Annotated in this window: 13 protein-coding genes; 10 read left to right on the forward strand and 3 right to left on the reverse strand. The window is 59.3% G+C overall.

The features are described from left to right. Positions 1 to 4 precede the first annotated feature (4 nt). Positions 5 to 1,000, reverse strand: a complete 996-nt coding sequence (locus AAEZ09_RS07355) for an ArsR/SmtB family transcription factor (RefSeq protein ID WP_045059862.1) — start codon at positions 998 to 1,000, stop codon at positions 5 to 7. A 273-nt stretch (positions 1,001 to 1,273) separates the two neighbouring features. On the opposite strand from AAEZ09_RS07355, the gene tkt reads away from it, so the two are divergent. The 6 genes from tkt (at position 1,274) to fba (ending at position 7,597) form a co-directional block, all read left to right on the forward strand. Then, complete coding sequence (tkt, locus tag AAEZ09_RS07360) at positions 1,274 to 3,271, forward strand: transketolase (protein ID WP_045059863.1); 1,998 nt, start codon at positions 1,274 to 1,276, stop codon at positions 3,269 to 3,271. Positions 3,272 to 3,425: 154 nt separating this feature from the next. Next, positions 3,426 to 4,490: an erythrose-4-phosphate dehydrogenase gene (gene epd / locus AAEZ09_RS07365; protein WP_045059864.1), complete on the forward strand. Its 1,065-nt coding sequence runs from the start codon at positions 3,426 to 3,428 to the stop codon at positions 4,488 to 4,490. A gap of 17 nt (positions 4,491 to 4,507) precedes the next feature. Beyond that, positions 4,508 to 5,671 carry a phosphoglycerate kinase gene (locus tag AAEZ09_RS07370; RefSeq protein ID WP_045059865.1) on the forward strand — a complete coding sequence of 388 codons (1,164 nt, stop codon included), beginning with the start codon at positions 4,508 to 4,510 and terminating at the stop codon, positions 5,669 to 5,671. Between the two features lie 35 nt (positions 5,672 to 5,706). Further along, on the forward strand, positions 5,707 to 5,928 hold the full coding sequence (locus AAEZ09_RS07375; protein WP_045059866.1) for a lipoprotein: 222 nt from the start codon (positions 5,707 to 5,709) through the stop codon (positions 5,926 to 5,928). A gap of 56 nt (positions 5,929 to 5,984) precedes the next feature. After that, complete coding sequence (locus AAEZ09_RS07380) at positions 5,985 to 6,314, forward strand: MliC family protein (RefSeq protein ID WP_045059867.1); 330 nt, start codon at positions 5,985 to 5,987, stop codon at positions 6,312 to 6,314. A gap of 218 nt (positions 6,315 to 6,532) precedes the next feature. Continuing rightward, a complete protein-coding gene (fba, locus tag AAEZ09_RS07385) occupies positions 6,533 to 7,597 on the forward strand; it encodes a class II fructose-bisphosphate aldolase (protein ID WP_008151974.1) in 1,065 nt (354 codons plus the stop codon). Positions 7,598 to 7,726: 129 nt separating this feature from the next. Here fba and AAEZ09_RS07390 read toward each other — a convergent pair whose 3' ends face one another. Beyond that, positions 7,727 to 8,395 carry a polysaccharide lyase family 7 protein gene (locus AAEZ09_RS07390; RefSeq protein WP_205892064.1) on the reverse strand — a complete coding sequence of 223 codons (669 nt, stop codon included), beginning with the start codon at positions 8,393 to 8,395 and terminating at the stop codon, positions 7,727 to 7,729. A 321-nt stretch (positions 8,396 to 8,716) separates the two neighbouring features. Here AAEZ09_RS07390 and AAEZ09_RS07395 point away from each other — a divergent pair, with 321 nt between their 5' ends. Genes AAEZ09_RS07395 through AAEZ09_RS07405 form a run of 3 tightly spaced genes read left to right on the forward strand, consistent with a single transcriptional unit; the run spans position 8,717 to position 11,718 of the window. Further along, positions 8,717 to 10,840 (forward strand): putative bifunctional diguanylate cyclase/phosphodiesterase, encoded by a 2,124-nt coding sequence (locus AAEZ09_RS07395; protein WP_045059869.1) that lies wholly within the window; start codon positions 8,717 to 8,719, stop codon positions 10,838 to 10,840. Between the two features lie 45 nt (positions 10,841 to 10,885). Beyond that, on the forward strand, positions 10,886 to 11,377 hold the full coding sequence (locus tag AAEZ09_RS07400) for a M48 metallopeptidase family protein (RefSeq protein ID WP_045059870.1): 492 nt from the start codon (positions 10,886 to 10,888) through the stop codon (positions 11,375 to 11,377). A gap of 50 nt (positions 11,378 to 11,427) precedes the next feature. Beyond that, complete coding sequence (locus tag AAEZ09_RS07405) at positions 11,428 to 11,718, forward strand: winged helix-turn-helix domain-containing protein (protein WP_045059871.1); 291 nt, start codon at positions 11,428 to 11,430, stop codon at positions 11,716 to 11,718. Between the two features lie 119 nt (positions 11,719 to 11,837). Here the strand turns inward: AAEZ09_RS07405 and AAEZ09_RS07410 are convergent, their stop codons facing one another. Continuing rightward, on the reverse strand, positions 11,838 to 12,290 hold the full coding sequence (locus tag AAEZ09_RS07410; RefSeq protein ID WP_045059872.1) for a GNAT family N-acetyltransferase: 453 nt from the start codon (positions 12,288 to 12,290) through the stop codon (positions 11,838 to 11,840). 168 nt (positions 12,291 to 12,458) lie between these two features. Here AAEZ09_RS07410 and AAEZ09_RS07415 point away from each other — a divergent pair, with 168 nt between their 5' ends. Further along, entirely contained in the window at positions 12,459 to 13,196 is a 738-nt protein-coding gene (locus AAEZ09_RS07415) for a substrate-binding periplasmic protein (protein ID WP_045059873.1), read from the forward strand. Positions 13,197 to 13,198 lie beyond the last annotated feature (2 nt).

Genomic DNA, 13,198 nt, shown 5'->3' on the forward strand with positions numbered 1-13,198 from the left:
GAATTTACCGATGGTGAGTGTCGCCAGCCGGCCGCTGAAAGTGGCGGACCTGAATCTGGAAACCATTACGTAAGCCTACATAGAGGCTTTCCCCGGGAACGAGTCCCGCAGCGGTGGCCCAACGGGCCAGATCGTCCTGTTCAAACCCCAACCAGAGATCACCGCAGGCCTCCTTGGCCCAACTCTGGTTGTGGCTACATAACTCTGTCACTAACAGGCTACCGCCTGGTTTCAGCAAAACGGCCATGTGCCTTAGGGCATCAGCCGGCGCGGCAAAATGGTGCAGTACCATGTTCAATACAACGCAATCAGCCGTGAGGCTGACGCCGTTCAACGCATCGGCGAGCTGCAGGCTGACGTTGCCCAGGGCTTCGCGTTCACAGACCTGGCGTGCCAGTTCAAGCATGGCCGGGCTGTTATCCAGTGCCGTTACGTGCATGAAACGCCGCGCCAGTTCCGGCAGGAAGGCGCCGTCACCGGGGCCGACTTCGATCGCCGTGGCGCTCTCGCCGAAACCCAGCTTGTCGAGCAGTGCTACCACGCTGTCGCGGTACTGCGGCAAGCCGGCAATCAGGTCCTGCTGGGCGCGAAATTTTTCCGCGACCCGCGAGAAGAAGTCCTGGCTGGCAGCTGCTCGTTGCCCATGGACCTGACCGATCCGCGACTGCACATCGGCAGGCAGGGTCAGGTTATCCACTTCTTCGAGCAGGGCGGCATGCAGCTTGCCGCCCAGCAGTTCAGTGTGGGGCAGGGCGCGACGATAGAAAATCGCATTGCCTTCACGGCGAGTCGCCACCAGTTCGGCCTGGGCCAGTACTTTGAGGTGGTGACTCATGCCCGACTGACCCATGCCGAAAATCTGCGCCAGTTCCAGTACGCCAAACGAATCGTTGGCCAGCACGCGCAACACATTCAGACGCAAAGGATCGCCGCCGGCCTTGCAAAGGGCCGCCAGCTCGTCGCAATCGTCATGTTGAATGGATGGCACGCGTAAATTCATAAGGCCGGCAGTCTAGTCACGGGTCGAAAACACCGCAAGAGCAATATCAAAAAGTTTTGATATTGCTCGATAGATGGCACTTCCCGGCGCCTGCTTTACTCTACAAACGTACAGCGGAAAGGTTTCACCAAGCGAAACCGCCGCCTGTCATGGGAAAAACGTCCTCATATGACTATCTGTCATTGCCCCGAGGCCGGTCGGTGAGGGAAAATGCTCGCCTTTTTTCCGATTCGTTTTATTCACTCTCGATTCAATATCCGCAGGAGAACAGCGATGCCCAGCCGTCGTGAGCGTGCCAACGCCATTCGTGCCCTCAGCATGGATGCCGTGCAAAAAGCCAACAGCGGCCATCCCGGTGCCCCTATGGGTATGGCGGATATCGCCGAAGTACTTTGGCGTGACTACCTGAAGCACAACCCGAGCAATCCATCGTTCGCTGACCGTGACCGCTTCGTGCTGTCCAACGGCCATGGCTCGATGTTGATCTACTCGCTGCTGCACCTGACCGGCTACGACCTGTCGATCGATGACCTGAAAAACTTCCGCCAACTGCACAGCCGCACCCCGGGCCACCCGGAATTCGGCTACACCCCTGGCGTTGAAACCACGACCGGTCCACTGGGCCAAGGCCTGGCCAATGCCGTTGGTTTTGCTCTGGCAGAAAAAGTTCTGGCCGCGCAATTCAACCGTCCGGGCCACAACGTTGTTGATCACCACACCTACGTATTCCTGGGTGATGGCTGCATGATGGAAGGCATTTCCCACGAAGTCGGCTCCCTGGCCGGTACTTTGGGCCTGGGCAAGCTGATCGCCTTCTACGATGACAACGGTATTTCCATCGACGGCGAAGTCGAAGGCTGGTTCACCGACGACACGCCAAAGCGTTTCGAAGCCTATAACTGGCAGGTTATCCGCAACGTCGATGGTCACGACCCTGAAGAAATCAAGACGGCCATCGACACCGCTCGCAAAAGCGACCAGCCGACGCTGATCTGCTGCAAGACCACGATCGGCTTCGGTTCGCCGAACAAGCAGGGTAAAGAAGACTGCCACGGTGCCCCGCTGGGTGATGCGGAAATCGCTCTGACCCGCACCGCGCTGAACTGGAACCACGGTCCGTTCGAAATCCCGGCTGACATCTACGCCGAGTGGGATGCCAAGGAAGCCGGTCTTGCCGCTGAAGCCGAGTGGGATCAGCGTTTTGCCGCCTATTCCGCTGCCTTCCCTGACCTGGCCAACGAACTGGTTCGTCGCCTGAGCGGTGAATTGCCAGCTGACTTCGCCGAAAAAGCCTCGGCCTACATTGCTGAAGTCGCGGCCAAAGGCGAGACCATCGCCAGCCGCAAGGCCAGCCAGAACGCCCTGAATGCCTATGGTCCGCTGTTGCCTGAACTGCTGGGCGGCTCCGCTGACCTGGCCGGTTCCAACCTGACCCTGTGGAAAGGTTGCAAAGGTGTCACCGGCGAAGACGCCAGCGGCAACTACATGTACTACGGCGTTCGCGAATTCGGCATGAGCGCGATCATGAACGGCGTCGCCCTGCACGGCGGTCTGGTGCCTTACGGCGCGACCTTCCTGATGTTCATGGAATACGCACGCAACGCAGTGCGCATGGCCTCGCTGATGAAAAAGCGCGTGGTGTTCGTCTACACCCACGACTCCATCGGCCTGGGCGAAGATGGCCCGACTCACCAGCCAATCGAGCAACTGACCAGCCTGCGCAGCACCCCGAACCTCGATACCTGGCGTCCAGCGGATGCCGTTGAATCGGCGGTTTGCTGGAAACTGGCAATCGAGCGCAAGGACGGCCCTTCGGCGCTGATCTTCTCGCGTCAGAACCTGCAGCATCAGGATCGTGATGCCGGCCAGATCGCCGACATCGCCCGTGGCGGCTACGTGTTGAAGGACTGCGTGGGCGAGCCTGAGCTGATCCTGATTTCCACTGGTTCGGAAGTGGGCCTGGCTGTTCAGGCGTACGACAAGCTGACTGCGCAAGGTCGCAATGTGCGTGTGGTGTCTATGCCTTGCACCAGCGTGTTCGATGCCCAGGATGCCGACTACAAGCAATCGGTATTGCCGTTGCAGGTCAGCGCCCGTATCGCCATCGAAGCCGCGCATGCGGACTACTGGTACAAGTACGTGGGCCTGGAAGGCCGCGTCATCGGCATGACCACCTACGGCGAGTCGGCGCCTGCCCCTGCCTTGTTCGAAGAGTTCGGTTTTACCCTGGAAAACATCCTGGGTCAGGCTGAAGAGCTGCTGGAAGACTAAAGCAGTGCGCGGTAGCCCAGGCTGCCGCGTCCCCTGTAGGAGCTGCCGGAGGCTGCGATCTTTTGATCTTGTTTTTAAGCTCGAGATCAAAAGATCGCAGCCTTCGGCAGCTCCTACAGGGGTTGTGTTGTTAGCGAACATTATCGAGAACCCCATGCCCCAACCGCGTCCTTACAAAGTTGCACTCAACGGCTACGGCCGGATTGGTCGTTGCGTCTTGCGTGCGTTGTTCGAGCGAGGCGACAAGGCCGGGTTTGAGATTGTCGCGATCAACGATCTGGCCGACATGGCCAGCATCGAATACCTGACACGCTTCGACTCCACGCACGGGCGTTTTCCCGGCGAAGTGAAAGTCGACGGCGATTGTCTGCATATTAATGGCAACTGCGTGAAGGTCCTGCGCAGTGCTACGCCCGAAGGCATCGACTGGGCGTCACTGGACGTCGATCTGGTGCTTGAATGCTCCGGTGCCTACCACACCCGCGAGGATGGCCAGCGTTTCCTCAATGCCGGTGCGCCGCGGGTGCTGTTTTCCCAGCCGATGGCCAGCGAGGCCGACGTTGACGCCACTATCGTCTACGGTGTGAACCAGGATTGCCTGACCGGCGCCGAGCTGCTGGTGTCCAACGCGTCCTGCACCACCAACTGCGGCGTGCCGCTGTTGCGCCTGCTGGACAAGGCGATTGGCCTGGATTACGTGTCGATCACCACCATTCACTCGGCGATGAACGATCAGCCAGTGATCGACGCCTATCACCACGAAGACCTGCGCCGCACCCGTTCGGCGTTTCAGTCGGTGATTCCGGTGTCCACTGGTCTGGCGCGTGGCATCGAACGCCTGTTGCCGGAACTTGCCGGCAGAATTCAGGCCAAAGCCGTGCGGGTGCCGACGGTAAACGTCTCCTGCCTCGACATTACGATGCAGACCGCTACCGCTACTGATGCCACCGAGATCAACCGGATCCTGCGCGAGGCGGCCACCAGCGGTCCGCTCAAGGGCTTGCTCGCCTATACCGAGTTGCCTCACGCAAGCTGTGATTTCAACCACGACCCACATTCTGCCATCGTCGATGCCAGTCAGACTCGGGTCTCCGGCCCCAAGCTGGTGAACATCCTGGCCTGGTTCGACAACGAATGGGGTTTTGCCAACCGAATGCTGGACGTTGCAGAGCACTATCTGCAAGCAGCTTCTCCACTCTCTGCTTCTCAAAAGCCGTAACTCAGGAAATGCGACCCATGACCGTGTTGAAGATGACCGACCTCGATCTGCAAGGTAAGCGCGTACTGATTCGCGAAGACCTCAACGTCCCAGTCAAGGACGGTGTTGTCACCAGCGATGCGCGAATCCTGGCCTCGCTGCCGACCATCAAGCTGGCCCTGGAGAAAGGTGCAGCCGTGATGGTCTGCTCGCACCTTGGCCGTCCGACCGAAGGCGAGTTCTCGGCCGAGAACAGCCTCAAGCCAGTCGCCGATTACCTGAGCAAGGCCCTGGGCCGCGAAGTGCCACTGGTTGCCGATTACCTGGGCGGCGTTGAGGTCAAGGCCGGCGACATCGTGTTGTTCGAAAACGTGCGCTTCAACAAGGGCGAGAAAAAGAACGCTGACGAACTGGCCCAGCAATACGCCGCACTGTGCGACGTGTTCGTGATGGACGCCTTCGGCACCGCTCACAGAGCCGAAGGTTCGACCCATGGCGTGGCCAAATTCGCCAAAGTCGCCGCTGCAGGTCCGCTGCTCGCTGCTGAACTGGACGCACTGGGCAAAGCCCTGGGTGCACCAGCCCAGCCAATGGCCGCCATCGTCGCCGGCTCGAAGGTGTCGACCAAGCTCGACGTACTCAACAGCCTGAGCCAGATCTGCAACCAGCTGATCGTCGGCGGCGGCATTGCCAACACGTTCCTGGCCGCAGCCGGCCATCCGGTTGGTAAATCCCTGTACGAGCCGGACCTGCTGGACACCGCTCGCGCAATCGCCGCCAAGGTCAGCGTGCCGCTGCCGGTAGACGTGGTGGTGGCCAAGGAGTTCGCCGAAAGTGCGACCGCCACCGTCAAGCTGATCGCCGACGTGGCCGCCGATGACATGATTCTGGACATCGGCCCGCAGACCGCGGCGAATTTCGCCGAGTTGCTGAAATCGTCCAAAACCATCCTGTGGAACGGCCCGGTGGGCGTGTTCGAGTTCGACCAGTTCGGCAACGGCACCAAGGTCCTGGCCCAGGCCATCGCCGAAAGCTCGGCCTTCTCCATTGCCGGTGGCGGAGATACCCTGGCCGCTATCGATAAATATGGCGTTGCCGACCAGATCTCCTACATTTCTACCGGCGGCGGTGCGTTCCTCGAATTCGTCGAAGGCAAAGTGCTGCCGGCGGTTGAAGTCCTGGAAAGCCGGGCCAAGGCCTGAGGTCTGCTCTGTTGACCAGGAAAGGGAGTGTTCACATGGTCAAGACACTGGCGCTGTTGGTCGTCGTGGCATCGCTGGCCGCCTGCGGGAGTAATCCCAAGGCCAAGCCGGAGCCTGCACCGTCCGAGGTGGAAAAAGGCTGTTACCAGGCTGACTGGCAGGCCGAGACCAACCCGGTGATCAACAAGCGTTCCGGGCCTGATGGCCTGGAGAAATATGAGACCCGGACGCCGGCCAAGGAACATGGTTGCCCTTGACGGGTCTGACTCTTTACCCAGCGCTGGCGGCGCGTGCCGCCAGTCGAGGAACATGGATGAAAGGTTTTATCGCCGTTACGGCATTGGCACTGCTGGCAGGTTGCTCGAATTTCAACCTGTTCACGCCTGCCCAACCGACTGACAGCTGGACGAGCTGGACCTGTGACAGCCAGGCCAAGGTGCTGTGGCGCTATACCGATGCCAGCCGTGAGGCGGTGGATGTGCGCCTCGGCGGGGCAGATCAGGTCTATCGCCTGAAGCAGGAACAGGGCGCCTCGGGTGCGCTGTACAGCAACGACATGCTGGCGTTTCACATGAAAGGTGAGGAAGGCCTGGTGTACTGGGTCGCCACCAATGATTTGATTGGCCGCGGTTGCCATCTGTAGGAGCGAGCTTGCTCGCGATGGTCGTTAACGATAACGCTGGGTGCCTGAGTGCCCGCGCTGTCTGGGCCATCTTCGCGAGCAAGCTCGCTCCTACAGGGGGCCGATGCAACACCGAATTCGCAGGCAGGGCCAACCCCCGATCTGCAATAACTTGAATAGCCGCCGCCGCTACGGCAGGCTGGCACGATTAACGACCCAAACCGGGAGAGACACACACAATGGCACTTATCAGCATGCGCCAGATGTTGGACCACGCAGCCGAGTTCGGCTACGGCGTTCCAGCCTTCAACGTCAACAACCTTGAGCAGATGCGCGCCATCATGGAAGCCGCTGACAAGACTGACTCCCCGGTGATCGTCCAGGCTTCGGCCGGTGCTCGCAAATACGCTGGCGCGCCGTTCCTGCGTCACCTGATCCTGGCGGCTATCGAAGAATTCCCGCACATCCCGGTGTGCATGCACCAGGACCACGGCACCAGCCCTGACGTCTGCCAGCGCTCGATCCAGCTGGGCTTCAGCTCGGTGATGATGGACGGCTCCCTCGGCGAAGACGGCAAGACCCCAACTGACTACGACTACAACATTCGCGTCACCCAGCAAACCGTTGCCATGGCTCACGCCTGCGGTGTTTCGGTTGAGGGCGAGTTAGGTTGCCTGGGCTCCCTGGAAACCGGCATGGCCGGTGAAGAAGACGGCATCGGGGCCGAAGGCGTACTGGATCACAGCCAGATGCTGACCGACCCGGAAGAAGCTGCTGACTTCGTCAAGCGCACTCAGGTCGACGCCTTGGCAATTGCCATCGGCACCAGCCACGGCGCCTACAAGTTCACCAAGCCGCCTACTGGCGACGTGCTGGCGATCGATCGTATCAAAGAGATCCACAAACGCATCCCCAACACTCACCTGGTGATGCACGGCTCGTCTTCGGTGCCTCAGGACTGGCTGGCGATCATCAACCAGTACGGTGGCGACATTAAAGAAACCTACGGCGTTCCGGTTGAAGAAATCGTCGAAGGCATCAAGCATGGCGTGCGCAAGGTCAACATCGACACTGACCTGCGCCTGGCTTCCACTGGTGCGATGCGTCGCCTGATGGCTACCAACCCAAGCGAGTTCGACCCGCGTAAATTCTTCGGCGCCACCGTCACCGCCATGCGCGACGTGTGCATTGCGCGCTACGAAGCCTTCGGCACTGCCGGCAACGCTTCGAAGATCAAGCCGATCTCCTTGGAAGGTATGTACCAGCGTTACCTGAAGGGCGAGTTGAACGCCAAGGTCAACTGAGTCAGGCTTCAGTCAGCACTGAAAAACCCGCAGCGATGCGGGTTTTTTTTGCCTGTCGTTCCGAGGTTCCGGGATGTCCTGCGCTCCAGCGCATGCAAGGCCCCCGACACAACACAGAATGTGTTCGCGCTACTTGTCGTGATCAATATCCAGTTTGCTGAACGTCACCTTGGCACCTTCGCTGGTGTACCCCGTATTGTCCTGGACATAAACACCCGCCTTGAAATACAGCGGCTTGTCGCGCCAGGTGGCGCTGATGTTGGTGTCCCATTGATATCCCGCAGCACTGATACCCAATGCGCCGCCGGGGCTGAGGTGAATGAGGTAGGAAAACTGCCGGTCGAGCTTGATGCCGGTCGCCAGTGTAATGACCCGACCTTCGCCGTCATCCGGGTGCATGCGCACTTTGGCAACGATATTCCCGGTTTGCGTCTTGGTCTTGTACTGGTATTCGAGTTTTACCATGGGTTTCTGGCTGTCGTAGGCATGGATCTGACCGATGACCAACTTGCCTGAACTGGGCACCTGATTGACCGCCAGGGTTGCGCGCAGGGAGTTGTCGGCGTCGGGGTAGTACCAGTTGCGAAGCGTGCCATTGCTATAGGTTTCACGAAGTTCAGTGCGCGGGTATTTGGCATTTTCAGTGCGTGAACCGGTCACCGGGGACCAGAAAAATAATGTGCCGGTGTCGGAGTGGAAGTATTGATCCTTGAACCCCTTCACCAATTTGGCTGTTTCAACGGTGTAGGGCGGATTGCCGACAGGAACACTCAGGTTCCAGGTTGCGAGATCGATCATAGACAAAGCTTCCACAGTTTTCTTGCACGCACGTACCAGACGCTCTGGCACGCAGCTCGGAGGTGGGCCTTTATAAGCGCGTAAGCCCGCCTTGTTAACGCAAAACTGACAGATGGGTGACGTCAAAATCCTGTCAAAAAGCCATCTTCCCCGGTTTCAGGGGGCTACAGCCGTGACCGTTAGTCGGTGAATTAACGCTTTAGTTAGATGATGGCGCTCTGACAGCTACTGCTTTGTTGGATCCAGGTCTAGAGTGAGGGCTTAGTATTTGTCCGGTTTTTCAAAAAAACCGGCCTGACTCCCCGAACGAAGAGAAGCAGCATGGAATGCGGGCCACTTACGCCAGGTGAAGGCAATTCGATTCTGTTAATCGTCGATGATTACCCGGAAAATCTGATTAGCATGCGGGCCTTGCTCGAACGTGAGGATTGGCAGGTCATGACCGCCACCTCGGGTTTCGAGGCCTTGGGGTTGATGCTGGAGCATGATGTCGACCTGGTGCTGCTGGATGTGCAGATGCCAGGCATGGACGGTTTTGAGGTCGCGCAGTTGATGCGGGGCAGTCAGCGAACCCGTCTTACCCCGATCATCTTCCTCACGGCCAACGAACAGTCTCAGGACGCCGTGCTCAAGGGCTATGCCAGCGGCGCGGTGGATTACCTGTTTAAACCCTTCGACCCGCAGATTCTCAAGCCAAAAGTTCAGGCGCTGCTCGAGCATCAACGCAATCGCCGGGCGCTGCAACGCCTGAGCCACGATCTGGAACTCGCTCGCGCGTTTAATGCGTCGGTGCTGGATAACGCCGCCGAAGGCATTCTGGTGGTCGATGAGGGCGGTCTGATTCGCTTTGCGAATCCGGCGATGTCGCGGATGCTCAGTGCTACTGTGCAGGAACTGGAGGGCAAGGAGTTTCTGGATTTCCTGCAAAAACCGCATATTGCCCTGTGGGCCGATTCCGAACTGCTGGCCGGCTACAGGCGCGGTGAAACCCTGCGTCTGCACGATGCGCTGCTGCGAACGGCCCCCAATCAGCAGGTGCCGGTTGCGCTGTCCTGTGCACCATTGCCTGCTGAACAGCGCGCTATGGTGGTGACGGTGCTCGACATGTCAGTGGTGCGCCATCTGCATAAGCAACTGGAGTTTCAGGCCATTACCGACCCCCTTACGGGGCTGCTTAATCGTCGAGGTTTCTATCAGACGGTTGAGAATCTGCTGCTGCGCGGTGAGCGCTCCGACAGCGCGTGGGTGTTGTTGTACCTGGACCTTGATGGCTTCAAGCGGGTGAACGATTCGCTCGGTCATGATGCCGGGGACAGGGTGCTGCGCTGGGTTTCCGAGCAATTGAAGGCCTGTTTGCAACCCTTGGATATTCTCGCCCGCATGGGCGGCGACGAGTTCACAGCGCTGCTGGACCTGGAGTTTCCCGAGCAGGCAGCGCGGATCGCCGAAAAGCTGATCGAGCGGGTCTCGGTCTGTCAGCAGATTGATGGCCTGGACGTCGCGCTGGGTGCCAGTATCGGCATCGCCACATTCCCGGACTGCGGTTCCAACCTTGATGGTTTGTTGCGTGCGGCGGACATCGCCATGTACGAAGCCAAGCGTGCCGGTCGCCAGCAGTACCGCTTTTATGACCATGAAATGAACGGCCGCGCGCGCTCACGATTGATGCTTGAGGAGAGCGTGCGCGACGCCATCGAGAACCGTGATTTCAACCTGGTCTACCAGCCCCAGGTGGCCATTAACGGTGGGCAGATTCGCGGGTTCGAAGCCCTGTTGCGCTGGCAGCACCCCAGCGTTGGTGACGTGCCGCCCGGGCTGTTTTTGCCGTTGCTGGAAGAAGCGCGGCTGATCAGTCGCCTGGGCAGCTGGATCTACCAGCGCGGTGCGGGACAGCGCAAGGCGTGGGAAGCCGTGTTTGCCGAGGACCTGGTGCTGGGAGTGAGTTTGAGCAGTACCCAGTTCGGCATGCCGAACCTGGCCACTGAGTTGCGCCAGGTGCTGGAGCGTCATGGGCTCAAGCCTCGCCATCTGGAAGTCGAAGTCACCGAGGCGGCGTTGGCACAAAACCCCGAGGAAACTCGCAAGCAACTGCGTTTGCTGCGCAACCTGGGGGTGCGGGTCGCTTTGGATGACTTCGGCTCTGGCGCATGTTCGTTGTCGAATCTGCGCGACCTGGAGCTGGACACCTTGAAAATCGACAGGCATCTGATCGCCCGGTTGCCGCAGTCGTCCCGGGATGCGGCATTGGTGAGCAATGTGATTGATTTGTGCCGCCAGTACGGGATTCTGGTCATTGCCGAAGGCGTGGAAACCGTCGCGCAATATGAATGGCTGCAGGCGCACGGTTGCGAATATGTGCAGGGCTTCCTGGTAGCGCGACCGATGGTGGCCGAGGACGTCGGCGAATTTGTCCTGCCGTTCGACTGGAACACGCTGGCATCGTGAATTCGCTACACTGGCGGCCTGTTCGTCATTGATGTTGCCCTTTTCATGACTGCGTTGAAATACCTCCAGGCCTATCCCGCCGCGCTGCAGGATCAGGTTCGCCAGCTGATCGCCGAGAAGCGGCTGGGCGAGTACCTGACCCGGCGCTACCCGGACAAACATGGTGTGCAGAGCGACAAGGCGCTGTACACCTATGCGCTGGACCTCAAGCAGGAATACCTGCGTAACGCCCCTGCGATCGACAAGGTGCTGTTCGACAACCGTCTGGACCTGACCCATCGCGCCCTCGGCCTGCACACCACCATTTCCCGAGTGCAGGGCGGCAAGCTCAAGGCGAAGAAAGAGATCCGGGTGGCTTCGTTGTTCAAGGAGGCTCCGTCCGAGTTCCTGAAGATGATCGTGGTGCACGAACTGGCGCACTTCAAGGAATCGGATCACAACAAGGCTTTCTACAAGTTGTGTGAACACATGTTGCCTGGGTATCACCAGGTGGAGTTTGACCTGCGGGTGTACCTGACTTGGCGGGATATGCTGTAGGAGCTGCCGAAGGCTGCGATTCTCTGATCTTCCAATAACAAGGACCGAACGTGAGCAAGACCAAAACCAGTTTCTATCGCCGCCTGTACGTGGCCTACCTGATCGACAGCGGACTCGCCAGCAGCGTTCCGGCGCTGACCGAGTCAACAGGCATGCCCCGGCGTACGGCGCAGGACACCATCGCAGCGCTGGCCGACCTGGATATCGTCTGCGAGTTCGAGCAGGAGGAGGGCGCGCGCAATCATGCCGGCCGCTATCGCATTCGCGATTGGGGGGCGATTGATCGGGGGTGGATTGAGCGCAATTTGCAGCAGGTCAAGGCGGTGCTTGAGTATCCCTGATTGTGCGGTGCTGGTGCTGACCTCTTCGTGAGCAAGCCCGCTCCCAAAATGATGTGCGCAACGCCGCAGGTCCCGAACCCTGGCAAAAAACTGTGGGAGCGGGCTTGCTCGCGACTATCCTAAGGACGACGCATGCCTATGTGTGGAATGTCATCCTCCAGGTATTCTTCACCTGCCACCACAAACCCGTACCGCCCATAATACCCCTGCAAATGCGCCTGGGCCGAGAGATAGATCGGCATATCCGGCCAATGCTTTTCTGCCTGTTTCAGCGCCTGGGCCATCAGGTCATGACCCAGCCCGGTGCCGCGCACCTGAGGTGCAATGATCACCCGCCCGATCACTACATCGCCGCCCTGCAGCTCCGGGTCGAGCAGGCGCAGATAGGCCACCAGCCGGTCGTCGCTCCAGGCCATCAGATGGCGGGTGTCGCCTTCCAGGTCCTGGCCATCGATGTCCTGGTACACACACTTCTGCTCGACCACGAAGACTTCCGCCCGCAGTTGCAAGATGGCGTACAGCTGCTCTTTACCCAGATCGCTATGGTGTTTGCAGACCCATTCAACTGTCATCTTCAAATTCCTTGTTCAACGTTGCTCTGATACTAAGCGCCCTGAGGGAAGATGTCTTGATGACGCAGAATTCTGTGACAAAGGCCAAAATGCCATCATTCAATTCGTGCGGCTCACTCTTCTTTGTGTAATCTTCGATGACAGCCCGCCCGCCAAGGATTTTCCAGCATGCCGCGAGTGCCTCATGCCTTTGTTCTGATCGGATTGCTGTTGTTGTTTCAGAATGCTCAGGCGGAAAAGCTGCGGCTGGTGGCGGATGCCTGGCCGCCGTTTACCGATGCCACGCTGATCAATGGCGGCTTGGCCACAGACATTGTCAGCACTGCATTGGCGCGCGCCGGTTACGCCAGCGACTTCGAGCAGGTGCCTTGGGCGCGGGCCATGCTCGGGGTTGGCGAGGGGCGTTATGACGTGCTGGTCAATGCCTGGTACAACGAGGAACGCACCCGGATCGGGCAATTTTCCGGTGAGTATCTGTTGAACCGGGTGCGCTTCATCAAGCGCAAAGACGCCCCCATCGAATACAACAACCTGCAGCAGCTGCACACCTACCCGATCGCGGTGGTGCGGGGTTACGCCTATTCCAGGGCATTCGACGACGATGTGTCGCTGCAGAAAGTCCCGGTGCACAGCTTTGCCATGGCGGTGCGGATGCTCGCTGCCGACCGGGTAAAACTCACGCTGGAAGATGAGTTCGTGGCGCGTTACTACCTGTCGCGCGAATCCGCCAAGGTACGCAACTCAGTGGAGTTCCTGCCCAAGCCTTTGAGCGAGAACAGCCTGCATATCCTGGTCAGCCTGAAGAACCCCCAGCATGAGCAGATCGTTGCGGGATTCGATCGGGAGATTGCGGCAATGAAGGCGGATGGAAGCTATGCGCGGTTGTTCAAGCAGCATGGCATGTGAAG

Origin of the sequence: Pseudomonas sp. 65/3-MNA-CIBAN-0223, from assembly GCF_040310425.1 — a bacterium.
GTDB classification, from domain to species: Bacteria; Pseudomonadota; Gammaproteobacteria; order Pseudomonadales; family Pseudomonadaceae; genus Aquipseudomonas; species Aquipseudomonas gregormendelii.

What these genes read in the sequence shown, in the direction of transcription:
- AAEZ09_RS07390 (WP_205892064.1), bottom strand. Translation starts at nt 8,395, where the DNA reads ATGATCGATCTCGCAACCTGGAACCTGAGTGTTCCTGTCGGCAATCCG.
- fba (WP_008151974.1), top strand. Translation starts at nt 6,533, where the DNA reads ATGGCACTTATCAGCATGCGCCAGATGTTGGACCACGCAGCCGAGTTC.
- tkt (WP_045059863.1), top strand. Translation starts at nt 1,274, where the DNA reads ATGCCCAGCCGTCGTGAGCGTGCCAACGCCATTCGTGCCCTCAGCATG.
- AAEZ09_RS07410 (WP_045059872.1), bottom strand. Translation starts at nt 12,290, where the DNA reads ATGACAGTTGAATGGGTCTGCAAACACCATAGCGATCTGGGTAAAGAG.
- AAEZ09_RS07415 (WP_045059873.1), top strand. Translation starts at nt 12,459, where the DNA reads ATGCCGCGAGTGCCTCATGCCTTTGTTCTGATCGGATTGCTGTTGTTG.
- AAEZ09_RS07355 (WP_045059862.1), bottom strand. Translation starts at nt 1,000, where the DNA reads ATGAATTTACGCGTGCCATCCATTCAACATGACGATTGCGACGAGCTG.
- AAEZ09_RS07380 (WP_045059867.1), top strand. Translation starts at nt 5,985, where the DNA reads ATGAAAGGTTTTATCGCCGTTACGGCATTGGCACTGCTGGCAGGTTGC.
- AAEZ09_RS07395 (WP_045059869.1), top strand. Translation starts at nt 8,717, where the DNA reads ATGGAATGCGGGCCACTTACGCCAGGTGAAGGCAATTCGATTCTGTTA.
- AAEZ09_RS07400 (WP_045059870.1), top strand. Translation starts at nt 10,886, where the DNA reads ATGACTGCGTTGAAATACCTCCAGGCCTATCCCGCCGCGCTGCAGGAT.
- epd (WP_045059864.1), top strand. Translation starts at nt 3,426, where the DNA reads ATGCCCCAACCGCGTCCTTACAAAGTTGCACTCAACGGCTACGGCCGG.
- AAEZ09_RS07375 (WP_045059866.1), top strand. Translation starts at nt 5,707, where the DNA reads ATGGTCAAGACACTGGCGCTGTTGGTCGTCGTGGCATCGCTGGCCGCC.
- AAEZ09_RS07370 (WP_045059865.1), top strand. Translation starts at nt 4,508, where the DNA reads ATGACCGTGTTGAAGATGACCGACCTCGATCTGCAAGGTAAGCGCGTA.